The 24,190-nt window shown below is 50.9% G+C and carries 20 protein-coding genes; 17 read left to right on the forward strand and 3 right to left on the reverse strand.

Annotated elements, in window-relative coordinates:
* Positions 1 to 72: 72 nt before the first annotated feature.
* From DXB70_RS03190 to DXB70_RS03255, 14 genes are all read left to right on the forward strand, one after another.
* The gene (locus DXB70_RS03190; RefSeq protein WP_118570408.1) at positions 73 to 1,434 is read left to right on the forward strand and encodes an MATE family efflux transporter; all 1,362 of its coding nucleotides are present in this window, start codon (positions 73 to 75) and stop codon (positions 1,432 to 1,434) included.
* A gap of 148 nt (positions 1,435 to 1,582) precedes the next feature.
* Complete coding sequence (locus tag DXB70_RS03195) at positions 1,583 to 2,599, forward strand: alpha-hydroxy-acid oxidizing protein (RefSeq protein WP_118293290.1); 1,017 nt, start codon at positions 1,583 to 1,585, stop codon at positions 2,597 to 2,599.
* A gap of 49 nt (positions 2,600 to 2,648) precedes the next feature.
* The gene (locus DXB70_RS03200; RefSeq protein ID WP_118626927.1) at positions 2,649 to 3,836 is read left to right on the forward strand and encodes a phosphopentomutase; all 1,188 of its coding nucleotides are present in this window, start codon (positions 2,649 to 2,651) and stop codon (positions 3,834 to 3,836) included.
* 43 nt (positions 3,837 to 3,879) lie between these two features.
* Positions 3,880 to 4,662, forward strand: a complete 783-nt coding sequence (gene udp / locus DXB70_RS03205) for a uridine phosphorylase (protein WP_118293288.1) — start codon at positions 3,880 to 3,882, stop codon at positions 4,660 to 4,662.
* Positions 4,655 to 5,077 (forward strand): cytidine deaminase, encoded by a 423-nt coding sequence (cdd, locus tag DXB70_RS03210; RefSeq protein ID WP_118293287.1) that lies wholly within the window; start codon positions 4,655 to 4,657, stop codon positions 5,075 to 5,077. The genes udp and cdd overlap by 8 nt, the downstream gene beginning before the upstream one ends.
* A 231-nt stretch (positions 5,078 to 5,308) precedes the next feature.
* Positions 5,309 to 7,285, forward strand: a complete 1,977-nt coding sequence (locus DXB70_RS03215) for an RsiV family protein (RefSeq protein WP_118672642.1) — start codon at positions 5,309 to 5,311, stop codon at positions 7,283 to 7,285.
* A gap of 236 nt (positions 7,286 to 7,521) precedes the next feature.
* Complete coding sequence (locus DXB70_RS03220; protein WP_107000176.1) at positions 7,522 to 7,848, forward strand: cupin domain-containing protein; 327 nt, start codon at positions 7,522 to 7,524, stop codon at positions 7,846 to 7,848.
* A gap of 186 nt (positions 7,849 to 8,034) precedes the next feature.
* Positions 8,035 to 9,219, forward strand: coding sequence for an exonuclease SbcCD subunit D (locus DXB70_RS03225; protein ID WP_118672643.1), 1,185 nt, complete (start codon positions 8,035 to 8,037; stop codon positions 9,217 to 9,219).
* Entirely contained in the window at positions 9,216 to 12,017 is a 2,802-nt protein-coding gene (locus DXB70_RS03230; RefSeq protein WP_118672644.1) for an SMC family ATPase, read from the forward strand. Before DXB70_RS03225 ends, DXB70_RS03230 begins: the two co-directional genes overlap by 4 nt.
* A gap of 50 nt (positions 12,018 to 12,067) precedes the next feature.
* Positions 12,068 to 12,925, forward strand: coding sequence for a glycerophosphodiester phosphodiesterase family protein (locus tag DXB70_RS03235; protein ID WP_118672645.1), 858 nt, complete (start codon positions 12,068 to 12,070; stop codon positions 12,923 to 12,925).
* 110 nt (positions 12,926 to 13,035) lie between these two features.
* Positions 13,036 to 14,610 carry an ABC transporter substrate-binding protein gene (locus DXB70_RS03240; protein ID WP_117796409.1) on the forward strand — a complete coding sequence of 525 codons (1,575 nt, stop codon included), beginning with the start codon at positions 13,036 to 13,038 and terminating at the stop codon, positions 14,608 to 14,610.
* 137 nt (positions 14,611 to 14,747) lie between these two features.
* Positions 14,748 to 15,698, forward strand: coding sequence for an ABC transporter permease (locus tag DXB70_RS03245; RefSeq protein ID WP_022359791.1), 951 nt, complete (start codon positions 14,748 to 14,750; stop codon positions 15,696 to 15,698).
* An 11-nt stretch (positions 15,699 to 15,709) separates the two neighbouring features.
* Entirely contained in the window at positions 15,710 to 16,507 is a 798-nt protein-coding gene (locus DXB70_RS03250) for an ABC transporter permease (RefSeq protein WP_107000170.1), read from the forward strand.
* Positions 16,508 to 16,519: 12 nt separating this feature from the next.
* Positions 16,520 to 18,349, forward strand: coding sequence for an ABC transporter ATP-binding protein (locus tag DXB70_RS03255; RefSeq protein WP_118523530.1), 1,830 nt, complete (start codon positions 16,520 to 16,522; stop codon positions 18,347 to 18,349).
* Positions 18,350 to 18,445: 96 nt separating this feature from the next.
* Here the strand turns inward: DXB70_RS03255 and DXB70_RS03260 are convergent, their stop codons facing one another.
* Positions 18,446 to 19,141, reverse strand: coding sequence for a hypothetical protein (locus DXB70_RS03260; RefSeq protein WP_147354035.1), 696 nt, complete (start codon positions 19,139 to 19,141; stop codon positions 18,446 to 18,448).
* A 295-nt stretch (positions 19,142 to 19,436) separates the two neighbouring features.
* Here DXB70_RS03260 and DXB70_RS03265 point away from each other — a divergent pair, with 295 nt between their 5' ends.
* Complete coding sequence (locus DXB70_RS03265; RefSeq protein WP_118672647.1) at positions 19,437 to 20,192, forward strand: class I SAM-dependent methyltransferase; 756 nt, start codon at positions 19,437 to 19,439, stop codon at positions 20,190 to 20,192.
* Positions 20,193 to 21,113, forward strand: coding sequence for an Hsp33 family molecular chaperone HslO (hslO, locus tag DXB70_RS03270; protein WP_347559583.1), 921 nt, complete (start codon positions 20,193 to 20,195; stop codon positions 21,111 to 21,113). It begins immediately after the preceding gene.
* 233 nt (positions 21,114 to 21,346) lie between these two features.
* Here the strand turns inward: hslO and DXB70_RS03275 are convergent, their stop codons facing one another.
* Positions 21,347 to 21,547, reverse strand: a complete 201-nt coding sequence (locus DXB70_RS03275; protein WP_022359797.1) for a cold shock domain-containing protein — start codon at positions 21,545 to 21,547, stop codon at positions 21,347 to 21,349.
* 290 nt (positions 21,548 to 21,837) lie between these two features.
* Here DXB70_RS03275 and DXB70_RS03280 point away from each other — a divergent pair, with 290 nt between their 5' ends.
* Positions 21,838 to 22,458 (forward strand): DUF5662 family protein, encoded by a 621-nt coding sequence (locus DXB70_RS03280; protein WP_022359798.1) that lies wholly within the window; start codon positions 21,838 to 21,840, stop codon positions 22,456 to 22,458.
* 1 nt (position 22,459) lies between these two features.
* On the opposite strand, the gene DXB70_RS03285 is transcribed toward DXB70_RS03280, so the two are convergent.
* Complete coding sequence (locus tag DXB70_RS03285) at positions 22,460 to 23,569, reverse strand: ribonuclease H-like domain-containing protein (protein WP_118523527.1); 1,110 nt, start codon at positions 23,567 to 23,569, stop codon at positions 22,460 to 22,462.
* Positions 23,570 to 24,190: the final 621 nt, after the last annotated feature.

The raw sequence follows: 24,190 nt of genomic DNA on the forward strand, positions 1-24,190 counted from the left end.
ACATATGCGTGCAGAGGGGGTGATGAATAGTCATCGACTGTGTGCATAAATATGATTAATTTTGGGGGTTTTATGGGGGCTGAAAGCAAAACGAGGATGACAGAGGGAAGTATCTCTAAGAAGATTATTTTATTTGCCATACCATTGTTTCTGGGGAATCTGTTTCAGCAGCTGTATAATACAGCGGATTCCCTGATTGTAGGTAATTATCTTGGCAGCAATGCGCTGGCAGCAGTCAGTTCGTCAGGAAACCTGATTTTCCTGATGGTAGGTTTTATTAACGGTATTGCCATGGGAGCCGGTGTAGTAATTGCCAGGTATTATGGGGCGAAAAACAAGGATTATCTCCAGCGGGCGATTCATACAACCACAGCCTTCGGTCTGGTGGCCGGAATCACACTGACGGCTGCGGGAATGTATCTGGCACCGAAGATTCTGGTACTGATGGGAACACCGGCAGATGTACTTCCGGAATCGATAGTATATTTTCAAACCTATTTTGCAGGTTCTCTGGGTGTAGTCATGTACAATATTTTCGTTGGAATCCTGCAGTCGGTGGGGGACGGCCGCCATCCGCTGATCTATCTGATTATTTCCTCCTGTGTGAATGTGGTGCTGGATATCTTCTTTATCGCAGGACTTGGCATGGGAGTGGGATCGGCAGCCCTGGCAACGGCTATATCCCAGTTTGTCAGTGCGATTCTCTGTATGGTGCATCTGATGCGGGTGAAGGAAGATTACCGGCTGGAGCTTAGGAAGATTCGTTTTGACAGACATATGCTGAGGCAGATTATTCAGAATGGTGTACCTTCCGGTTTCCAGAACTCAGTCATTGCCATAGCCAACGTGTTTGTACAGTCCAACATCAATGCATTCGGTAAAATGGCCATGGCAGGCTGCGGAGCTTATTCTAAGGTAGAAGGTTTTGCCTTCCTGCCGGTGACCTGCTTTACTATGGCGATAACTACCTTTGTGGGACAGAATCTTGGGGCAAAGCAGTATGATAGAGCAAAGAAAGGTGCGAAGTTCGGTATCCTCTGCTCCATCTCCATTGCAGAACTGATTGGTATCACCATATATACGGCGGCACCGGTGCTGATTGCAGCATTCAACCGTGATCCGGATGTAATACATTATGGGGTGATGCAGGCCAGAACCATTGCGTTGTTTTATTGTTTATTGGCATTTACTCACTGTATCGCGGCTGTACTCCGGGGTTCCGGCAATGCTGCCGTGCCCATGATTGTTCTGCTCTGTGTATGGTGTCTGTTCCGGGTCAGCTACATCACACTGGCAGTGCGTCTGATTCCGGATATCCGTGTCATATTCTGGGCATACCCACTGACCTGGAGCATCAGCTCCGTGATTTTCCTGTTTTTGTTTTTAAGGGGAAATTGGGTGCATGGATTTGAGAAGAGACCGAAGAAGGGATAGGTTTTTATTATATCATATGTGAAATGGCTGTTTTGAGTGGTGGACAGCTACTTACCGGAAATGATGCAGCTGTCAAAAAATTTCTCGCAGAATCAAGTACAAAAGGATTTCGAGACCACATGAAAGTGACAGGGAGGTAACCAGATTAATGAATTATGCAGAATGTTTAGAACTGGCAAGAGGAAAAATGGGCAATTACTGCAAGGCCTGTCCGGAATGCAACGGAAGAGCCTGCAAGAATCAGATGCCGGGTCCGGGAGCCAAAGGAATCGGAGATACGGCGATTCGGAATTATGACAAATGGAAGGACATCCGTGTCCAGATGGATACACTGGTGGAGAAACGTCCCATCGATACCTCTCTTTCGTTGTTTGGAAAGAATTTTCAGTATCCTTTTTTTGCAGGTCCGGTGGGAGCCGTGAATATGCATTACGGCGATTCACTGAATGATGTTTCTTACAATGATATATTAGTTTCTTCCTGTGCAGAGTTTGGAATTGCTGCTTTTACAGGAGACGGAATGGACAGCAATGTGATGGTGGCTGCCACGGAAGCCATCAAAAAGGCAGGGGGACTGGGAATTCCTACAGTGAAGCCATGGAATGTGGAGATGGTTCGTGAAAAGATGGCGCTTGTCAAGGATGCAGGTGCTTTCGCGGCTGCCATGGATATCGATGCGGCAGGTCTTCCATTTTTGAAAAATTTCAATCCGCCGGCCGGAAGTAAATCAGTGGAGGAACTTCGTGAGATCGTGAAGGCAGCAGGAGTCCCTTTTATTGTAAAAGGAATTATGACGGTAAAAGGTGCTTTGAAGGCTAAAGAGGCCGGTGCAGCAGCTATCGTGGTATCTAACCATGGAGGAAGAGTCCTGGACCAGTGTCCGGCAACGGCAGAGGTTCTGGAAGAAATAGCAAAGGCAGTGGACGGTTCCATGAAAATCTTCGTAGATGGCGGAATCCGTTCCGGCACCGATGTATTTAAAGCATTGGCACTGGGGGCAGATGCGGTTATCATAGCCAGACCTTTCGTCACAGCTGTATATGGCGGAGGCCGAGAAGGAGTTGAAGCGTATATCCAGAAGATCGGAAGTGAGCTTGCAGATACCATGGCTATGTGCGGCGTATCTTCCCTTGCTGAAATTACCCGTGACTGTGTGAGAGTGTAAAAAAGTAAACTATCAAATATAGCAAAAATTAGTAGAAAGGGTGAGTGGTATGCGTTTTAAGCGAGTGTTTGTAATTGTACTTGATTCCCTTGGAATCGGGCCCATGGCGGATTCAGCCAGATTTGACGATGCCGGTGCGGATACGCTGGGGCACATCTCAGAAACAGTGGAACATCTGGATATTCCGAATCTGCAGAGATTGGGACTTGCCAATCTCAAGGCCCTTAAGCAGGTAAAGCCGGCAGAACATCCGGAAGGATATTTTATGGCGATGAATGAGGCAAGCAATGGTAAGGATACCATGACCGGTCATTGGGAGATGATGGGCATCCGGACGGATAAGCCATTTATCACATTTACAGAGCATGGATTTCCCAAGGAACTGATTGACGAACTGGAAAAGCGCTGCGGCAGAAAGATAATCGGCAATAAGGCAGCCAGCGGAACGGAGATTCTGGAGGAGCTGGGTGAACAGGAAGTGAATGAAGGAAAGCTGATTGTCTATACATCAGCGGATTCTGTGCTTCAGATCTGTGGCAATGAGGAAACCATGGGGCTTGAGACCTTGTATCATTACTGCGAGATTGCCAGAGAACTGACTATGCGGGATGAGTGGAGAGTTGGCCGTGTTATCGCAAGACCCTATGTGGGTAAAAAACGCGGCGAATTCAAACGGACAAGTAACCGCCATGATTATGCTTTGAAACCCACAGGACCGACGGCGCTGAATGCCCTGAAGGATGCCGGATATGATGTGATTTCCGTTGGAAAGATTAACGATATCTTTGTGGGAGAAGGGATAACAGAAAGCAATCATTCCGACAGCAGTGTACATGGCATGCAGCAGACCATCGATATCGCAAAGCGGGATTTCAAGGGACTTTGCTTTACCAATCTGGTAGATTTTGATGCGTTATGGGGACATCGCAGAAATCCAGTGGGATACGGGGAAGAGATCGAAAAATTTGATAAAAAGCTGGGAGAGCTTCTGCCGCTGCTCCGTGAGGACGATCTGCTGATTCTGACGGCGGATCATGGAAATGATCCAACCTACAAGGGAACGGATCATACGAGAGAGCAGGTCCCGTTTATTGCGTATTCACCATCGGATACGGAAAGTGGGAAGCTTGATACCAGTGACACCTTTGCTGTCATCGGTGCGACTATTGCGGACAATTTCGGTGTCAAGATGCCGGAGGGAACCATCGGAACTTCTATTCTGGATCAGATAAAATAAATGACATTGGACTTGAAGTTAAAAACAGAAAGGCGGCGATTATATGGTTGATTATACAGAAGGAACGGGAAAACAGTACCACACAGGAATCGGTCCGGAGGATATCGGCGGATATGTCATCATGCCGGGGGACCCCAAGCGATGCAAGAAGATAGCAGAACATTTTGAAAATCCGGTGTTAGTTGCGGATAATCGTGAATATACCACATATACGGGAACCATCGATGGGGTAAAAGTCAGTGTGACGTCAACCGGCATCGGTGGTCCGTCAGCGGCTATCGCTATCGAGGAGTTATCCAAGTGCGGAGCCCATACTTTTCTGCGTGTGGGCACCTGTGGCGGTATGCAGGAGGATGTACTGGGCGGAGATATCGTAGTTGCAAGCGGAGCTATCCGCATGGAAGGAACCAGCAGAGAGTACGCTCCCATTGAGTACCCGGCTGTTCCCCATGTGGATGTTATGAATGCCATGATCCGTGCAGCGAAGAATCTGAAGTTCCGCTGTCATGCGGGCGTTGTACAGTCGAAGGATTCCTTCTTTGGACAGCATGAGCCGGAGGTGATGCCGGTCAGCTACGAGCTTGAAAATAAGTGGCAGGCGTGGCTTCGGATGGGATGCCTGGCATCGGAGATGGAGTCAGCAGCATTGTTTATCGCAGGCAGCTTCCTTCGGGTGCGTGTAGGTGCCTGCTTCCTGGTTCTGGCTAATCAGGAGCGGGCGAAAAAAGGCCTGTCCAATGAACAGGCCCATGATACAGAGGCAGCGATCCGGACAGCGGTGGAAGCCATCCGTATCTTGATTCGGGAGGATGCGAAGAATGAATAATGAGAGGATAGAAACACTCATCGAGGAGGCATTCGCTGCACGGAAGATGGCTTATACACCTTATTCTCATTTTCAGGTGGGGGCGGCTCTGCTGACTGAAAAAGGCGGGATTTACCGTGGCTGCAATATTGAAAATGCGGCCTATACACCGACAAACTGCGCGGAACGCACTGCCTTTTTTAAGGCAGTCAGTGAGGGTGAACGCAGCTTCACAGCGATTGCAGTTGTGGGAGGCCCGGAAGGAGCTTCGGAATTTGACTGGTGTGCGCCCTGTGGCGTGTGTCGTCAGGTGATGAAGGAATTCTGCCATGAGGATGCGTTTCAGATCATTCTGGCACGTTCGGTGAAGGAATATAAGGTCTATACACTGGCGGAGCTTCTGCCGATGGGATTCGGACCGGATAATTTGCAGTAGGAATGCCGATTGCCTCATAAAGCTGGTATGCAGGTGTCAAAGACCCGCGCACTGTAATCTTACAGTTTCATTAATATAACTTAATATATTGGAACACCTTTTGACATTGCAAAAAAAACAGGGTACACTGTATGACAGGCGGGGATGGATTCACCATTTCCGCCTGTATTCAGAAGAAAAAGCGGACGCAGGTCCGATGAAAAATAGAAAAAGTGTGGGGAGTTTGGACGGATGGCTCAGAAAGAGTGGAAACGGGAAGAAATGAAACAGAATCAGGGAAGAACAGAGCAGAACCAGAGAAAAAAGGTTCAGAAAAAGACAGGGTATAGGGCAGTGCTGGCGGCTTCGATGTTTTTGATTGCTGCTTCGGCAGCCCTGTCAGCGTGCAAAAAATCACCGGCGGCTGAGACAACAGCGCAGACACAGGCGGCAGAGGAAACGGAGGGCGCGGTCAGCACGGCGCTCGGAGCGGCGGATCGGGTGCTGGAGGAGAATGGCATGCTGTACCTCAAATACCGCACGGAGATCCGTTCCCTTTCGAAGGAGACAGGCGAGATGAAGACGCTCTGCCAGTTTGACACAGGAGATGAAAACAGCACCTTCTGGGTCTACGGAGGCGGGCTGTATTTTGATCGGATACAGGCGGAGAGTGGCAGCACACAGGGCACGGAGCTTTATGGGCTGTACCGGCTGGATTTGGAGAGCGGTGTGGAAGAGCATTTAGCGGATCTGACGGATCAGCCGTCGGTGCTCTATGCGTCAAAGAACCGCCTGTATGTCAAGGGTTACAACATGAATGTCATTTATATGCTCGATGAGAATGGCAAAACAGCGGGAGAGTTGTCACCGTCAGACACGATCTACGGGGAGATTCCGGCAGGCTGCAGCGAGCTGTTTAATGGGATTCTTCCATATTATACGGAACAGTTTGGGTATATGCCGGTGCAGAATGAAACCTGCCTGGTGATTGCGGATGTGGACGGCAGCCATCCGAGGGAGATTTCGGATATTACGAATACATCGTCGGTGCTGTTTGCGAAGGACGCATTCTTTGCCCTGCTTCGGGATGGCAATGGAAATACGCAGTGTTACCGCTATGAGGTCTCTGACCCGGAAAAACGGACGCTTTTATATGAGACGGCGGAAAATATCAGCCTGGTGCAGTATCAGGACGGATATTTGTACCTGATGGAAAATCAGGCGTCCCAGATCAGCACGGGAAAATTTTCGTTTAAGCGGATTGCGGCGGATGCTAAGGCAGATGCAGCGGCAAATGCCGCCGAGGCGCAGAATGCGCTTTTTACGGTCGAGGAAGAGCCGGGCATGACGAATGATTTTTATATGTATGGTAATTTTTATGTGACGGGAAATCAGGCATACTGCCAGCAGTTTAAGGATTACGGCGTTTATCTGGGAGAAAAAACGCTGGATGATGCGGCAGGCGGGGAAGTGACATTGTTAGAGCCGGTTCTGTTCCAGTCTCCGATCCGGGAGCTGGGGCATGTCGAGGCGCAGTCGGAGACGTTAAAGAGTGCGGATGGAAGCCGGGAGCTGGGAAGTGTGTACGCAGAACGGCTGGTATTTGACGGAGAGGGCGATGCGGTCGAGGCGATGAACCAGACGATGCAGGAGCTGCAGGCGTCGGTTCTGTCGGCGGCGCGGACGGATTCCATGAATCTTGATACGGAGATGAGCATCGATACAGCGGAAACGGACGGATTGGAGGAAGAGGTACTTCCGCAGGAGGCGGATGCAGCGCAGCCGATCTATTCGATGGCTCTTACGATCGACGGAGATGACGCGATTACGTATCTGGATGATCATTATGTCTGCGTCCGTGCGGATGGATACGAATATACGGGCGGCGCACACGGAACGCCGTTCCGCCAGTATTTTGTCTTTGACCGGGAAACGGGGGCACGCCTGTCTTTGAGCGATGTGGTTGAGAATCCGGTGGAGGAGCTGCAGGCGAAGGTTGGTGCGGCATTCAGGGAGCTGGCGGAAAAGACAAATTTTGCCTTTGAATCACCGGAGGATCTGGAACATACGGTGGCAGACGGCATCAGCTACGAATCGCCGTTTTATCTGAGCGAGACGGGCGTGGTTTTCTATTATGCGCCGTATGAGATTGCATCGTATGCGGAAGGATTCCCGGAGGTAACAATTCCGTACAGCGAGTTGGAAATGCGGATTGAACTTAGCAAGTAGGAATTTTCTGAACTGAAAATTCCGTACGAAGTATTGAAGGCAACAGATTTTGCCGATTTGGAATGCGAAGCATCGGCAAAATCCAGTTGCAGTTTGCACAAAGTGTGAACTGCAACAAATGCGGATTGCCCTTAAGTAGAGAGCTTGAAGTTGAGGAAAAAATCGCTTATAATACACCATAGAAAAATAGTGTCGAACGAATCTGAAAGAATGGCACAGGATGAGGAGGAAGCAGCATGAAGACAGTTGTTAAGGAAAATGCGAACGGCGGCAAAGGACAGGTAGTTGTAAAATACATTCTGGATGACAATGAGTTAAATGCAAAATGTAAGATGTTTGCCGAGGTAACGATCGCACCGGGATGTTCCCTGGGCTATCATGAGCACCACGGCGAGAGCGAGACGTATTATATCATCAAGGGACAGGGCGAGTACGATGATAATGGAACGAAACGTCCGGTTACCGTCGGCGATAAGACCTTCACGCCGGATGGCTGTGGTCATGGCATTGCCAATACCGGAGATGAAGATCTGGTCTTTATGGCATTGATCCAGCTGGATTAAGAGTGAAGAACAAAACAGAAAAAGGTAACGGTTCACAGTAACCAAAAAAGGCGCTGGCACGGGAAGTGGTTCGATGTGTCGGCGCTTTTTGCCATATATGTCCGGAAAATGCCTATATGTTTAAGCGGAAAAAATTGGAAATCAAAAAAATAGTGGATCAAAGAAAGAAAAAGGAGGTGTGCCTGCGTGAAACTATTTCATCTTTCTGATCTGCATATCGGGAAAATGTTAAATGGCTATAGCCTGCGCGAGAGCCAGAAGAATGCTTTTTTGCAGATACTTAAATATGCGGAGGAAGAGAAGCCGGATGCGATTCTGATATGCGGGGATATTTATGATAAATCGGTCCCGGCGGGGGAAGCGTATACGCTTTTTGACTGGTTTCTGACCGAGCTATCCGGGCGCTGTCCGGGAACGGAGATCCTGATCATTGCGGGAAATCACGATTCACCGGAGCGGCTGGCGTATGGCGCATCGTTTCTGGCACGCCACCGGATCCATATCGCGGCGCTGCCGCCGGCAGATCGGACGGAGTATTTAAAGCAGGTCACACTTACAGATGAGTGGGGACCGGTTCATTTTTATCTGGTACCGTTTATCCGTCCGGGTCATGTGCGCCATTTGTTTGACACCAATGGTTATACCGATGCATTCCAGAAACTCCTGGCGCGGGAGACGATCCGGAAGCAGGAGCGCAATGTGGTTCTGGCGCACCAGTTTTTTGTCTGGAACGGTCAGAATCCGGAAACCTGCGATTCGGAGACGGCGGTGCTGACCTCCGGAGGATTGGATGCGATCGATGCGTCGGTGCTGGAACCGTTTGAATATGCGGCGTTAGGGCATATCCATGGGGCACAGAAGGTAGGGCAGGAGCGGTTTTGCTATTGTGGGACGCCGTACAAATATTCGATCAGTGAAGAACACCATCAGAAGGGGATCACGGTGGTGAAACTGGGAGAAAAAGGAAGTGAGCCTCAGATCTGCCGTCTGCCGATTCTCTGCCATCCCGATGTAAAGCGCGTGCGGGGGACACTGGAAGAACTCAAGCTGCTTTCAGATACGATGGAAAAGATGCCGGATGGAAGCGGACGCGCGGACGCGTATGTGAGCGTGGTCCTGACGGACGAAAAAGAAATGTACGATTTCCGGGAACGCCTGGAGGAGTTATTTGCGCATATTTTGGAGATCCGAGTGGACAATGAGAGGACGCGGAAACGACTGGAGGAAGAACCGGAGGAAAAAGGGGCGGTAACGCCGTTTCAGGCATTTGCCTCTTTTTATGAGGCGGTGCTCCACTGCCCGATGACAGAGGAACAGGAGACGATTCTGGCGCGCATGGTGGAAGAGGCAGAGGAGGAGGAACGCGTATGAAACCGAAGCTGCTTACAATGTCGGCGTTTGGCTCTTATGGGGGCGTGACGCAGATTGATTTCGAACGGGCGGGGACGGGATTGTTCCTGATCACGGGCGATACGGGGGCAGGCAAAACGACGATCTTTGACGCGATCTCGTTTGCGCTCTACGGGGCGGCGAGCGGCGCCGGGAGAGAGGGCGCGATGCTTCGCAGCCAGTATGCACCGGAGGACGCGGAGACCTGGGTGGAACTGACGTTTGAGGATAAGGGGCAGGATTATACGATCCGCCGCAGTCCGGCATACACGCGCCTCAGCAAGCGGAAAAATAAGGACGGCGCATATACGGCGACGAGTGTGGCGCCGAAAGCGTCTCTGCTTTTGCCGGATGGAAGTGAGATGTCCGGCCGGATCCGTGAGATCGATGAGAAGATCCGGGCGATCGTGGGCGTGGACCGCGATCAGTTTTCGCAGATCACGATGATCGCGCAGGGCGAATACATCCGTCTGCTCCATGCATCCTCCAAAGAAAGAAAAGAGATATTTTCGCGCATTTTCCATACCGGGATCTACGGTAGAATCCAGCAGAAGCTGCGGGAGGCAGATCGGACGCTGTATGGAAGGCTGGAGGATAACAAGACCCGGTGCGAGGAAGTCATCCGGCAGGTGACGGTTCCCAGGACGGAGGAGGCGGTAGCTTCGGAGTGGGAAGAAAGATGGCAGTCTTTGAAAGAGCGGTACCGGACAAATGGAGCGGAACTGCTTGCATTTCTGCATCATTTGTCGGAGGAAAGCCGGAGGCTCGAGGAAGAGACGGGGAGACTGGAAGAGAATGCAATCCAGAAGCTTGCTGCCGGACAGAACCATCTGGAGCTTGTGAAAAAGGAAAAACGGGTACTGGAAGAAAAGAGCCGTTTGGAAGCATTTGGACGGGAGATGGAGGCTAGGCGCCGGGAAGCTGCCGCAGCCTATGAGAGCCGGAAACCGGAGCTGGAGGATCAGATCCGGCGGATGCAGGATGCGCTTCCGCTCTATGCGGAGCAGGAGAAAAAACGGCAGGCATATGAAACTTTGGAACATCAGCGGACGGCTCTGACCCAAAACCTGAAAAAAATGCAGAATCAGCTGGAAACGTGCCGTACACAGGAAGAAATACTTCGAAACCAGGAGCGGGAGGCGGTAGAGGCGCGCGCTGCCCTGGCAGAATGCCGGGGACGGCGGGAGCAGATGGAACGGCGCCAGGCGGTTTTGCAGGAGTTAGGGAAATGCTGTGAAGCGGAGCGGACATGGAGAAAGTCACTAGAAAAACGCCAGGAAAAATTTCAGGCAGCCGCGCGGGCGTACCAGCAGTCAGATCAGTTGTATCAGGACGCGTCCTGCCGCTTTCTGGCGATGCAGGCGGGACTTCTGGCGGCAGAGCTGCAGGAAGGAAAACCGTGCCCGGTCTGTGGCTCGCTGGAACACCCGGCTCCCTGCCGTCTGGAGACAGAGCCGATCCGGGAGGAACAGGTGGAAGCGCTGCGTGCCGGGCGGGATGATGCCGATCAGAAGCAGAGGACAGCCGCTGAGGCGTGTCAGGAGGCGCAGATCTCGCTGGAACATGAGAGCAGACGGCGGATAGAGATCCAGGGAAAACTGTACGGCCAAAATCAGGACAGCCCGGCAGCCCAGTCGGATGTGGATGCTCTGGAGAAGGAGCTACGGCAGATGGCACAGGAAATCCGGCGATGCAGGCAGGCGGAAACCACTTATACAGACCGGATTGCCATGGAAGAAACGATCCGGCAGAAACGGGAGGCGAACGGAGCCGGACAGAAGAAGCTGGAAGCTGCGCTGGAGCTTAAAAGAAGTGAGGTGCAGCAGGTGGCGATCGAGAGCCAGACGAGACGTAATGAGCTGGAGGAACTCTCGAAGCGGCTGGAGTGGAAAGACAGCCGGACACTCCGGGTGGAGCTTGAGAAGCGCAGCCGGGAGCTGGAAACACTTGCAGAGGCGGTGACAGCGGCTGATAAGAAAGCACAGGAGTGCCGGGAAAAATGCCGGGAGCTGGAGGGAAGCTTATCTTCGCTCCGGGAACATATGGAAGCAGATTCGGAAACAGATCCGGAAGAAAAAATCCAGCAGGCGATCCGGCATTGGGAAGAGGAAAAAACGCGCTGGTCGCGGCTTCACCGGGAACATATGTCGGTGCGGACGCGCAACGAGGATGCATATGCGGCACTTCGGGGGTATCTGCAGGAACGGGAGCAGCTTGACCGGGAAAAACAGCAGATCAGCGAGCTTTACCAGACGGCGGACGGAAAACTGAGCGGCGCGGCGCGGATCGATTTTCAGACGTATGTACAGCGCCAGTATTTCCGCCAGATGATACAGGCAGCTAACCGCCGCCTGCGCCGGATGACGAAAGGAACCTTTGAACTTCAATGCCGCGGTCTGGCTGATCTGGGAAAACAGGGAGAAGTGGGACTTGACCTGGATGTCTACAGCTTTGTGACTGACCGGGTCCGGGACGTCAAAACGCTGTCCGGTGGAGAATCCTTTCTGGCGGCGCTTGCGATGGCGCTCGGCATGGCGGATGTCATCCAGAATGCGGCAGGCAGCGTGAAGGTGGATGCGATGTTCATTGATGAGGGATTTGGTTCCCTGGATGAGGAATCACGAACGCGGGCGGTTCAGGTGCTGCAGGAGCTGTCCGGAGGAAGACGCCTGATCGGCATCATTTCCCACGTGACGGAGCTGAAAGAGGAGATGGGACACAAGCTGGTGGTAAAAAAAGGAAATGGTGGAAGCCAGGTGCATTGGGAGATAGAAGATTAGTAGGACGGCGCAGAGCCGTTGTGTGACGAAAGAAAAGAGGCTATTTACATATGACAATCGTAATTCCAGGAATGGTGACGATATCGCTCTTATCTCTGTTTTACTGCAGTATGCTGCCGGAGACGGGGCGGAAGGCGAGAATGCAGGCATTTGAGCGGCAATACATCGCCCACCGGGGATTTCATGACAACCGGGGTGAATGTCCGGAAAATTCGCTCCCGGCGTTTGAACGCGCGATCCAGATGGGATATGGGATCGAGCTGGATGTACAGCTGACAAAAGACGGGGTTCCGGTCGTATTTCACGACTGGGATCTGAAGCGGGCGGCGGGCGTTGACCGGAAGATACGCGACTGTACCTTTGAAGAGCTGCAAAGCTATCGTTTGTTTGGTTCATCCCAGACGATACCGACCTTTGAGGCAGTGCTTGAGCTGGCGGATGGGCGCACGCCGCTTATCATCGAGCTGAAAACGGAGATTGTCCACCGGGATCTGTGCGAGAAATGTGCGGCGCTTTTAGACCGTTATCCGGGTGAGTACTGCATCGAATCGTTCAGTCCGCTGGCACTCGGCTGGTTTAAGCGCCATCGTCCGAATGTTTTGCGCGGACAGCTTGCGACCAATCACCGCGGCGAGGGCTTGAAAACACCGGTCATTGTGCGGGAGATGCTTACATACTGTATGCTGAACGGATTTTGCAGACCGGATTTCATTGCGTACAACTGCCAGTTCAGCAACACGCTTCCGGTGGAAATGCTGCGTTATTTCTACAAATGTAAGATGGCGGCGTGGACGATTAAAAACCAGGGCGAATTAAACAGGCACCGGAAACAGTTTGATGTTTTTATTTTTGACAGTTTCGAGCCGGATCAATTCGTAAATTTCAACAAAAAACATCCTAAAAGATAGTGAGAAAGTCCTAAATTATGCTGGAAAAGTTGATTTTCTATGAAAATCTGCTATAATGGCTAAGACAATTTAATAATGAGAGATTATTACGAATTCGAGAGGACAAAGATATGAAAAAGAAACAGCTTCTTTCAGGCGTAATGGCACTTTTGTTATCTGCTTCACTCTGTGCATGCGGAGGCAGCAAGACAGCAGAAGGCACCTCAGAAGCAGCTGGCGAGTCCAGCGAAGCAGAGACCAGTAATACTCTTTCAGAAGGAACACCAGTACCAGGCGGCAGCGTTGTGTATGGCATGACGCAGGACCTGGCTAGTCTTGACCCCCATGTAGATACGGACGCAGGAACTAGAGACGTGGTTTTCAATTTGTACGAAGGGCTTGTAAAGCCTACTTCCGATGGCGGATTTATTCCGGCTGTTGCCAGCGATTACACCATTTCCGATGATGCAAAGACTTATACTTTCACATTGAGAGATGGCATCACATTCCATGACGGCACACCGGTTACCATCGAAGATGTCAAATATTCCATCGATCGTTATGCGGAGATTCAGGGCGAATCCTCCGCTTTTTCTTCGCTTGTAGATAGTGTAGAGGTGCAGGATGATAAGACACTGGTTGTAAACCTGAAAGAAAGTTATTCAGAGTTTCTTCCGATGATGACGATTGCCATCATTCCGCAGTCCAACGAGGACCCGGCAGGCAATCCGATCGGTACCGGTCCATTCAAATATGTTTCCTACACACCGGGACAGAACCTGGAGCTGGAAAAATATGACGGCTACTGGCAGGAGGGCGTTCCGAGCCTGGACAGCGTGGAATTTAAATTTATTGCCGATGTGGACACCGCATTTGTAGAGCTGCAGGCAGGCACCATCGACATTCTGAAATATTTAACCGCCGCACAGGCGGAGACACTGGGCGATGAAGATTACAACATCGTACAGGGAAGCATGAACCTCGTCCATGCGATGTACTTAAACAGCGCTTACGAGCCGCTTTCCAAGACAGAGGTGCGTCAGGCACTCTGCTATGCGGTAGACCGCGATGCGATCAACAACTTTATTTTCGGCGGAAAGAGCCACATCATCGGCTCCCATATGATCCCGGCAATGTCGAAATACTATGAGCCGGAAGCAGAGACCGTATACAGCTACGATCCGGAGAAGGCAAAAGAGCTTCTGGCAGATGCCGGATACGCAGATGGCTTTGATCTGGAAATCACCGTTCCGAGCTCATACAGCCAGCACGTAGACAGCGCGCAGATCATCGCGGATGAGCTGTCTCAGGTCGGCATCAACGTGACCTTAAATCAGGTTGAGTGGAGCACCTGGCTGCAGGATGTATACAAGGGAGGCAACTTCCAGGCGACCGTCATCGGTTTTGACGGAACGCTGGCACCGAGCGACTGGCTCAAGAAATATGTGACAGACGATGCGAAGAACTTCATGCATTACTCCAACACTGAGTACGACGATGTATTTAATACAGCATACACAACCGTTGATGACGATGTAAAAGTAGAAAACTACAAGAAGGCGCAGATGATCCTGGCAGAGGATGCGGCAGCCGTTTACATCGAAGATCCGGCGAACCTCGTAGCAGTCAGCAAGAAGTTTGGCGGCTACACCTTCTACCCGACGGCAGCAGAGGATATGTCCCTGTTATATCAGGTAGAGCAGTAAAATATACAGTTACAATCCAGCAAATTCCTGTTGCTACCACGTTTTCTTACGGCACTTTCGGTTCCAAAAGTGCCTGCCCGTGAACAGTAACCAGGAAATAACAACAGAATAAGAAGCGGTAAACGCAGGAGGGAATTATGAAATTCTTTATAAAAAAACTGATAACTCTCATTATCACATTGTTGGTCATATCCTTCCTGACGTTTACCGCTTTTTCTGTGATTCCGGGCGATGCGGCACTTTCCAGGCTGGGAAAGGACGCGACGGAAGAGCAGTTAGAGCGGGCGCGGGATGAGATGGGATTAAACGATCCACTTCTGGAGCGGTATGGAAGATGGGTGACCGATGCGATGCAGGGGGATTTCGGGGAGTCCTACCGGTATGAGGGAACCTCAGTCCGCTCCCTTCTGGCACAGCGGCTTCCGGTCACGGTGCTTCTGGCAGTCATTTCCCTGCTTATCATCACGGTGATTTCAGTTCCACTCGGAATCCTGAGTGCCCGGTTTGCCGGAAAATGGGTCGATACGCTGACGAACTGCCTGACGCAGATTCTGATGGCGGTGCCGTCATTCTTTCTCGGCATGATCCTGACCTACGTGTTTGGACTGATTCTTCATATGTTCCAGCCGGGTAAATTTATCGAACCGTCGGAAAATTTTGGAAAGTCTGCACAGTACCTTTTATTTCCGGCGCTCGCGGTGGCGCTGCCGAAGATTGCGATGGTGGTGAAATTCCTGCGAAGCTCGATTCTGACCGAGATGAACCGGGAATACGTGCGGACTGCCTACAGCCGCGGCAATACGGAAACGGCGGTATTGTACGGGCATGTGCTGAAAAATGCGATGATTCCGGTTGTGACGTTCTTTGCGATGGTAATCGCGGAGATCCTTGCCGGCAGCATCGTGGCGGAGCAGGTGTTCAGCGTGCCGGGAATCGGAAGACTTCTGATCAGCTCGATCTCCAACCGCGATTATCCGGTTGTGCAGGCGATCGTGCTGTATATCACATCGGTGGTCGTACTTATCAATTTTGCGGTTGATATGATTTATCAGGTTTTGGATCCGAGAGTCCGGACGGCGGAAGAATAGAGGGAAGACGAATGAAACGAAAGAATTATAATCTGATGATAGGGGGCGCGATCACGCTGTTCTTTCTGGCAGTTGCCCTGATCGGACAGTTCTGGACGCCGTATGGGACGACGACGATGGACTCCATGGCAGTCAATCTGGCGCCGTGTGCAGCACACCCGCTGGGAACGGATAACTTCGGGCGCGATATTTTGAGTCGTGTGATGGCGGGAAGCGGCAGCACCTTTTTTGTGGCAGTCTGCACGGTTCTGATCGGGTGTGTGTTTGGCACGATCGTCGGTGCGCTGACCGGCTATTTCGGCGGCTTTTTCGATAACCTGATCATGCGTTTCAATGATATCCTTTTATCGTTTCCGAGCATTCTTCTGGCGCTTATCTTCATCAGCCTGACGAAGCCGGGAAGCTACAACATCATTCTGGCGCTGGGAATCCTTTTTATCCCGAGTTTTGCCCGGATCGTCCGCAGTGAGGTGATCCGGTGCCGGGAACTGGATTTTGTCAAGAGTGCGCGGATCCTTGGCGCAGGGCATATCCGGATTATTTTCGCCCATATTCTGCCGAATGCGGCGGTCAGCCTTTTGACGGCGGCAGCGATCGGATTTAACAATGCGGTGCTGGCGGAGGCGAGTATGAGTTATCTGGGACTGGGAATCCAGCCGCCGGAGCCGAGTCTCGGGAGAATGCTTTACGAAGCGCAGTCGTACCTGTTCAATGCGCCGTGGTACGCGATCGGACCGGGCGTGACGATCATCCTGATTATTCTGGGATTCAGCATGGTGAGCGAGGGGCTGCGCTCGATGCAGCAGTAAGGAGGCGAAAAGATGGAACCATTGGTTGAAATAAAAAATCTGTCGATCCGTTTTCCAGAAGGAAATTCGACCTTTGAGGCAGTCAAGGGTATCAGCTTTTCGATCGGAAAAGGCGAGATCGTCGGAGTAGTCGGCGAGTCAGGGTCAGGAAAATCCATGAGTGCGCTTGCGCTGATGGGGCTGCTTCCGAAGGACGCCGAGATTGCCTCCGGATCGCTCTGTTTTCAGGGAGAAGATCTGGTGACCATGAAACCGGAAAAGCGGAGACAGCTATGCGGCAGCAAAATGGCGATGGTCTTTCAGGAGCCGATGACCTCCTTAAATCCGGTATTGAAAATCGAACGGCAGGTCGGGGAAAGCCTGCGGATCCATACGAAACTCGGAAATGCTGAGATCCATGAACGGGTGGTGCAGGCACTCTCAGAAGTCGGTCTGCCGGACCCGGAGGGGCTGTGCGGTAAATACCCGCATGAACTTTCCGGCGGCATGCGCCAGCGTGTGATGATCGCGCAGGCGATGATCAATTCTCCGAGTCTTCTGATTGCGGATGAGCCGACGACAGCGTTAGACTGTGTCGTTCAGGCACAGATCCTGGAGCTTCTGCGGAATATCCACCGGACCAAGGGAACGTCGATTCTCTTTATTTCCCATGATCTGAATGTTGTGCGTGCGCTCTGCAGCCGTGTGATCGTGGTTTATAAGGGCGAGATCGTGGAAGAAGGGCAGACGGAAGACGTCCTTCTGCATCCGAAGCATGAATATACGCGCCATCTGGTGGCGTCGATTCCGGAGGGAGAAAAAGGGGAAAGCTCCGGCGGGGAGATCCTGCGCCTGACGGATTTGAACGTATTTTACGATGTGCGTGGCGGTCTGTTCCGCAAAAAAGGAAAAAAACACGTAATTCACGATCTGAACCTGTCGGCAAGAGAGGGAGAGATTGTGGGGATCGTGGGCGAGAGCGGCTGCGGCAAATCGACGCTCAGCAAGACGATCCTGGGACTTCATGACAATTATACGGGTGAGGTGAAAGTGCGTGACGGCGTCCGTCCGCAGATGGTATTTCAGGATCCGGCGGGATCGCTCAACCCGGCGCGGACAATCGGATGGATTCTGGAAGAACCGCTGCGCCTGCGCGGCATCAGGGACCGCGCAGAGCGCAGGCAGCTAGTGAAGGAAATGCTTGAAAATGTCGGACTGGACGAGTCCTTTGCGGCGCGCCATCCGAGAGAGCTTTCTGGCGGTCAGAAACAGCGCATCAGCATCGGCGTGGCCCTTCTCATGGATCCGCGCCTGGTGATCGCGGATGAGCCTGTTTCGGCGCTTGATGTGACGGTCCAGTCCCAGATTTTGAACCTGCTTTTGAAGCTGCATGCCGAAAAGCAGATGACCATCCTCTTTATTTCCCACGATCTGAACGTCGTGCGCGGGCTCTGCAGCCGTGTCATGGTCATTTACAAGGGTGTGATTGTGGAAGAGGGTCTGGCAGAAGAGATCTATGAGCATCCGGCGCACCCGTACACGAAACTTCTGCTGGAAGCGGCGATCGGCGGGGATACAATGGAACTGGATGCGGAGGCAGGAAAGCAGAGTGCGGAGCCGGAGAGAGACAGCCGGATGGAAAAACCTGAGCGGGGACAGACGAAAGAGAACCTTTTGGAAAATCAGGAAAAAGAGCGGTCCGTCCAGAATGCACCAAAGAAGATAGCGGGCAGTGGGGAGAAGTGTATCTTTTATGAGCGCTGTCCGAAGAGAAGAGAGGCGTGTGCCCATGTGCCGCTGTCACCGGAGGCAGTACAACTTTCAAGGACACACTGGGCGCGGTGTATTCAGATAGAAGCATAATCTGATAAGCTGAAATAGAGAAAAACGAAATAGCAGCCGAAAAAAGACAGACGGTTCAGCCTATGCCAGGGAAAGCGGCATGGCTCGAATCGTCTGTCAATGTTTTTTCCTGCGGTGGGAAATCAAAGTGCGCGGCTGCTCACTGGAAGAATCCTGCTGCCCCTGCTGTGCCTCACCGGAAAGCTGCAGCGGCTCCCGGCGGTGTCGGAGTGAATGGTAAAAAAGCCAGATCAGATCCACCAGGGCGATCAGAAACGCACATCCGGCCGATAGATGAAATACCTCATGCGTCAGGGCGGGATACGGCAGAGCGGATATGATATAAGGAGAAGTCATGTTCCGCAGGGAGCTCACCGTCCAGGAGAGACTGTCCGCCATCGTCTGGAGAAGTGATTCATAGGTATCCTCGTTCAGGCGGATCAAACGCCCGTTTAATGAAAGTGCTTTGCGTTCGGGCGGCTCTGGATAGCCGGAAGACGGATCGAGCAGATAGAAATGGCAGGTTCCATTTTCCAGAGAGTAATAATAATATCCGGTCTCTTTCTTTCCATCGTAGGCAGCGCACCCTGTATAATATAAGGAAGGAGCGTTCACCGAGACATAGGGCTGAGCCGGGTTATAAAAATCTTCAAACTTGCACTGGCTGTTTATCGGCCGCGGGGAGTGTGAATTTTCCCCGGCATTCTGCCACAGAAGCAGGATGGACGCGATCAGCACCAGCGCCGGAAGCCACATCTGCCGGCGGTAAAAACGGCGGCTTTTGATGGGGGAATGTTTTTGTTTTTCAGTCAAATTTTTCATACGCTCTAGTATAGTCAGTTCTGCGTGGAACGTCAAGAGTTAGTGTATACGACAAAATCCTGCTGCCACCACGTTTTCTTACGGCACGTTCGGTTCCAGAAGTGCCTACCTGTGAACAATTACTCCATTCCTGGTCATCTGCGCGTGCTTTTTCAATTATTCTTGCAAACAGGGCGAAAAATTGCTATGATGGGAGTGCTGGCATCGGAAGGAGATTGTGCAGTAGGGGAAAGCTTTCGGTGCATGGCAGTCATTTTTGCATCGGCAATATAGAAGGAGAGGCTAAATGGACGCTTACACGAGTTTTGCGGAAGTATATGATATGTTTATGGATAATATTCCCTATGAGGACTGGTGCGGGTACCTGACTTCTCTTTTAAAGGAATATGGGATCAACGATGGTCTGGTGCTGGATCTGGGATGCGGAACCGGCACGCTGACGGAGCTTCTGGCAAAGGAAGGCTATGATATGATCGGCGTGGATGTCTCGGAGGATATGCTGCAGGAAGCAATCGAAAAACGGGCAGAATCCGGGCTGCCGATTTTATATTTATTGCAGGATATGCGTGAATTTGAATTGTACGGGACGGTCCGGGCGGTCGTGAGTATCTGCGATTCGCTGAATTATATTCTGGATTATGACGATCTGGCGCACGTATTTTTGCTGGTCAACAATTATCTGGATCCGAAGGGAATGTTCATTTTCGACCTGAACACGGAGGCAAAGTTTCAGGCAATGGGAAGTGAGACGATCGCGGAGGTGCGCGACGAGGGGAGCTTCATCTGGGAAAATGAGTATGATGAAGAGGAGAAAATTAACTCCTACGATCTGACGCTCTTTATCCGCGAGGAGGATGACTTATACCGCCGCTATCAGGAGACGCATTTTGAGCGCGCGTGGTCGTTGGACGAGATAAAAAAGGCGCTCACAGAGGCGGGCATGGAATTTGTGGCGGCGTATGACGCATTTACGAAGAACGCGCCGCGAAAAGAGAGCGACCGAATCTATGTGGTTGCGAGAGAACATGGAAAAGAGGTATAAATGATGGAAAAGATAAAAGCAGGTGAAATAACGGGACAGACCGGAGATTATATGCTCCGTGCGACGGCGGCGAATGGTCAGATCCGCGCATTTGCGGCGACTTCCCGCGATCTGGTGGAGAAAGCCAGACAGGCGCACAATACCAGCCCGGTGGCGACCGCAGCGCTGGGACGCCTGATGACGGCAGGGGTTATGATGGGGTCGATGATGAAAGCGGACAGTGATCTTTTAACCATCCGGGTCGAGGGCGATGGTCCGATCGGCGGTCTGACGGTGACAGCTGATAAGAACGGCAATGTCAAGGGCTACGCGTTCCACCCGGAGGTAATGCTGCCGCCGAATGCGAAGGGCAAGCTGGATGTGGGCGGTGCGCTGGGAGTCGGCGTCTTAAGCGTAATCCAGGATATCGGTTTGAAAGAGCCGTATGTGGGACAGACGATCCTGGTAACGGGTGAGATTGCGGAAGATCTGACTTATTACTATGCGACCTCCGAGCAGACTCCGTCCTCCGTGGCACTGGGCGTTCTGATGAATAAAGAAAATACGGTGCGCCAGGCAGGCGGATTTATCATCCAGCTGCTTCCGGGAGCAGAGGAAGCGACGATCGCGGCACTTGAAAAGACGATCGGTGAGCTGGAGCCGGTGACGACGATGTTAAATAAGGGAGTGACCCCGGAGGACATTCTGGAGCTGATTTTAGGACAATTTGGTCTGGAGATTCTGGATAAGATGCCGATTCAGTTTACCTGCAACTGCACCAAGAGCCGTGTAGAAAAGGCGCTGATCAGCATCGGCGGCAAGGAGCTGCAGGAGATGATCGACGAGGGCAAGAGCATCGAAGTCAACTGCCAGTTCTGCAACAAGCACTATGAATTTAGTGTGGATGAGCTGAAAAAACTGTACGAGAAAGCTAAGAAGTAAAAAGAAATGAGATAATAGATATGGCTGCTGTGCGGAAAAAGGATATTTGGATATGTTCCGCATGGCAGGACAGAAAAAAGGTCACTGTTCACACATGTGTGAGCAGTGACGAAAAAAGGGATACTGCCGAAGCGGTATCCCTTTTTATAATCACTTTACTTAGATCAATATAACGTATTCGCAAAATATATATCAAACATATTTGGAAAACAGGTACACTGGAAAGTTGATGATTAAAGCTTGGTTACGTTAGTAGCCTGCGGTCCCTTAGCACCGTTAACAACTTCGAACTCTACCTGAGCGCCTTCCTCAAGAGACTTGAAGCCTTCCATGTTCAGTCCGGAGTAGTGAACGAATACATCGTTGCCCTGCTCGTCGCAGATAAATCCGTAACCTTTCTGGTTGTTGAACCACTTTACAGTACCTCTGTTCATATGATACCTCCAAAAAAATATAAAAAATAGTGATGGCCGCATGGATTTACGACCTGTTCCAAGAATAGCATAGTTTCATATTGATGTCAAACGTTTTCGCATAAAATTTCTGGAAATTCAGACATTTAAAAATAGTTAAATTTTTGTGGAAAATAAGGGCATTTGTTACTGTACACACATGTGTGCCCAGTAACGGGTATTTTCCAGAAAGCCGCGAAAGAAAGTGGGGTTGTCAAACCAGAATACGGGGGGTAAAATAGGAGGAAAGGAAAGGGGAAAGAGGTAGGAAAATGAATTATATTTACAATGCGTATCATCATTTTTTGACGATCACGAAACATAAATGCGAGGTCATGAAAAACTGCTTTGCGGTAGGGCTGTACCGCCAGGGACTTCTGCACGACCTGTCCAAGTATTCCTGGGAGGAATTTGCGACCGGCGTTAAATATTATCAGGGAAACCGCAGCCCAAATGCGGCGGAAAAAGAAGAAAAGGGCTATTCGGCGGCATGGCTGCACCACAAGGGACGCAACAAACATCATTTCGAATACTGGATCGATTTTGCACCGGACAAGTCCTGGGGGCTTGTCGGCAATAAAATGCCCCTTCGCTATCTGATCGAGATGGTAATGGACCGGATTGCCGCGTCGAAGGTTTATAAGGGAAAAGATTACACGGATGCGTGTGCGTGGGAATACTTTGAAAGAGGCAGAGATTTTGTCGTGATGCACCCGAGGACGAAGTACCAGCTGGAATATCTCCTCACGATGCTGAAAGAGCAGGGCGAGGAGAGAACCTTTGCGTTCATCCGGGCGCTGCTTGCACGGGAGAGGGCGAAAGAACAGGCAGTCCGGAGAAAACGGATGGGACACGTGATCCGGGAGATAAGAGAGCGTGGACGGGTGCTGTAATTTATAAGGACAATTCTCTCAGATAATTATGTAAGTACAGCACTGCCGTCTCTGGATCTGTGAAAAGCTGTTCTGAATACGGCACAAACAGCTGCTTACTCTTATAGTCTGCTTTCAGGCATTCATGCCACATCGGAGTGCCATCTGCAAGAAGCGGCTGCGGCACAAACAGCCCGGCTGCGCGGGTGTAGCACGTTTTGGCGGTTGCCTTCTTGCGGGCGGAGCGATCCACATACTGACCGACACTTTTGTGGATGGCGCAGTCCTCGTAGATCATATAGTAATAATTCTCATAATCGCTGTAAAATCGTTTCAGTTCCCCGGAATATAATGGAAGGTCGAGCGTCAGGCGGTTTCCTTCCGCCGACAGCTCCAGCTCACCGATGGAAAACTGGAATCCGCTTGTCAGAGAGACGGGACTTTCATAGTGAAGCAGCAGGTGCTTTTCTGAGTTTCCGTCCGCATATGGGATATCACGGCTTTCTGAACCTTTGAAAGAAAAATCGCCGGTCAGAAAGTCCGGGTAGGCGAGAATCGGCAGAATCTGCGGCATTCCCTTTAAGTCATCCTCGTTATGGAGAATCAGAAGGTGTTTCAGCAGCTCAGAGTGCGTCTGTAAATATTCACCGTAAACCTCGATGAGCTGACCGCCGTTGTACTTATCTTCGCGGGCAATGCCGAGGAACCGCTCGATGCTTTTCTGTTTCAGATTTTCAAGTCCCAGCAATTTTTTTAATGGGCGTATTTTCTTATAAATATCAAAACTTTCAACCGCTTCAAAATTCCAGTCCTTTTTATAAAAAACACAGCGTTTCGTCAGAAATGGAATGTCAAACCCGTCGCCGTTGAAATGGACGAGGATGCGCTTTGTCCGGAGAAGTGCAAAAAAAGCGTCGAGAACCTCTTCTTCCGCATCCCTCGTCTCGGCAAAATACTGGGTCAGAATCCAGGTGTTTCCGTCGTGCCAGACGCAGCCGATCAGATAGACTGAGGCGTAGTCGCCGGAAAAGCCGGTCGTCTCGATATCGAAAAAGAGCAGATCGGAGATAGCTCCTAACCGTTTGGGCGGATAAGAGGAAGTAAAGGTCAGCGGATTTTGAATGGTGATCATTTGGCAGTATCCTCCTGTGTCGGTTCATAATGTCCGCCCCAGATCCGCATTGCGTCGGGGATTGGTTTCAGACTGTAACCTATGGCGTTATTATAAATTCATCGGAAGTGAAAAGCAACCGTTTAAAATGATAAAACAATAACACACCCGGTATCGTGAAATATCCGTTCTGGCAGTTGAGTAAAAAGAAAAACAATTTGTAAACCCTCAGTGGTACAAGTTTGGCAATCTTTTGAAATTCCGATATACTAGAAAATGTCGGAAGTGACAGCAGGAAATGTGGTTGTACCAATATGGCAATTCGGGAATTTTTGGCGGAAAGACTGGCAGATTATGAGATCCCGCGCGAATTTGCCTTGCTAAAGGAGTTTCCAAAGACTGAAAGCGGAAAGATTCGTAAAAAAGAACTGTGAAAATTGCTTTTTCTTGTCGAAAAAAGAAAAAGATTTATTGTGCAAAATGACAAAGGTGACGTTGACAAAATTGGAAAAGAGTGGTATATTTACATACAGCAATCAAACTATTTAATGTAACGGTTGTGAACGTGACCGGAGAGCTGCTTTCTGTGGGGGAAAAGCGGCTCTCTTTTTATATATGTTTGACTTTTTGTATAGTGACAGC

Origin of the sequence: Clostridium sp. OM05-5BH (assembly GCF_003481505.1) — a bacterium.
Lineage (GTDB): Bacteria > Bacillota > Clostridia > Lachnospirales > Lachnospiraceae > Otoolea > Otoolea fessa.

Excerpts from the sequence above, each read along its gene's own strand:
- DXB70_RS03190 (WP_118570408.1), top strand. The coding sequence starts at position 73 with ATGGGGGCTGAAAGCAAAACGAGGATGACAGAGGGAAGTATCTCTAAG.
- DXB70_RS03195 (WP_118293290.1), top strand. The coding sequence starts at position 1,583 with ATGAATTATGCAGAATGTTTAGAACTGGCAAGAGGAAAAATGGGCAAT.
- DXB70_RS03200 (WP_118626927.1), top strand. The coding sequence starts at position 2,649 with ATGCGTTTTAAGCGAGTGTTTGTAATTGTACTTGATTCCCTTGGAATC.
- udp (WP_118293288.1), top strand. The coding sequence starts at position 3,880 with ATGGTTGATTATACAGAAGGAACGGGAAAACAGTACCACACAGGAATC.
- cdd (WP_118293287.1), top strand. The coding sequence starts at position 4,655 with ATGAATAATGAGAGGATAGAAACACTCATCGAGGAGGCATTCGCTGCA.
- DXB70_RS03215 (WP_118672642.1), top strand. The coding sequence starts at position 5,309 with ATGGCTCAGAAAGAGTGGAAACGGGAAGAAATGAAACAGAATCAGGGA.
- DXB70_RS03220 (WP_107000176.1), top strand. The coding sequence starts at position 7,522 with ATGAAGACAGTTGTTAAGGAAAATGCGAACGGCGGCAAAGGACAGGTA.
- DXB70_RS03230 (WP_118672644.1), top strand. The coding sequence starts at position 9,216 with ATGAAACCGAAGCTGCTTACAATGTCGGCGTTTGGCTCTTATGGGGGC.
- DXB70_RS03235 (WP_118672645.1), top strand. The coding sequence starts at position 12,068 with ATGACAATCGTAATTCCAGGAATGGTGACGATATCGCTCTTATCTCTG.
- DXB70_RS03240 (WP_117796409.1), top strand. The coding sequence starts at position 13,036 with ATGAAAAAGAAACAGCTTCTTTCAGGCGTAATGGCACTTTTGTTATCT.
- DXB70_RS03245 (WP_022359791.1), top strand. The coding sequence starts at position 14,748 with ATGAAATTCTTTATAAAAAAACTGATAACTCTCATTATCACATTGTTG.
- DXB70_RS03250 (WP_107000170.1), top strand. The coding sequence starts at position 15,710 with ATGAAACGAAAGAATTATAATCTGATGATAGGGGGCGCGATCACGCTG.
- DXB70_RS03255 (WP_118523530.1), top strand. The coding sequence starts at position 16,520 with ATGGAACCATTGGTTGAAATAAAAAATCTGTCGATCCGTTTTCCAGAA.
- DXB70_RS03265 (WP_118672647.1), top strand. The coding sequence starts at position 19,437 with ATGGACGCTTACACGAGTTTTGCGGAAGTATATGATATGTTTATGGAT.
- hslO (WP_347559583.1), top strand. The coding sequence starts at position 20,193 with ATGATGGAAAAGATAAAAGCAGGTGAAATAACGGGACAGACCGGAGAT.
- DXB70_RS03275 (WP_022359797.1), bottom strand. The coding sequence starts at position 21,547 with ATGAACAGAGGTACTGTAAAGTGGTTCAACAACCAGAAAGGTTACGGA.
- DXB70_RS03280 (WP_022359798.1), top strand. The coding sequence starts at position 21,838 with ATGAATTATATTTACAATGCGTATCATCATTTTTTGACGATCACGAAA.
- DXB70_RS03285 (WP_118523527.1), bottom strand. The coding sequence starts at position 23,569 with ATGATCACCATTCAAAATCCGCTGACCTTTACTTCCTCTTATCCGCCC.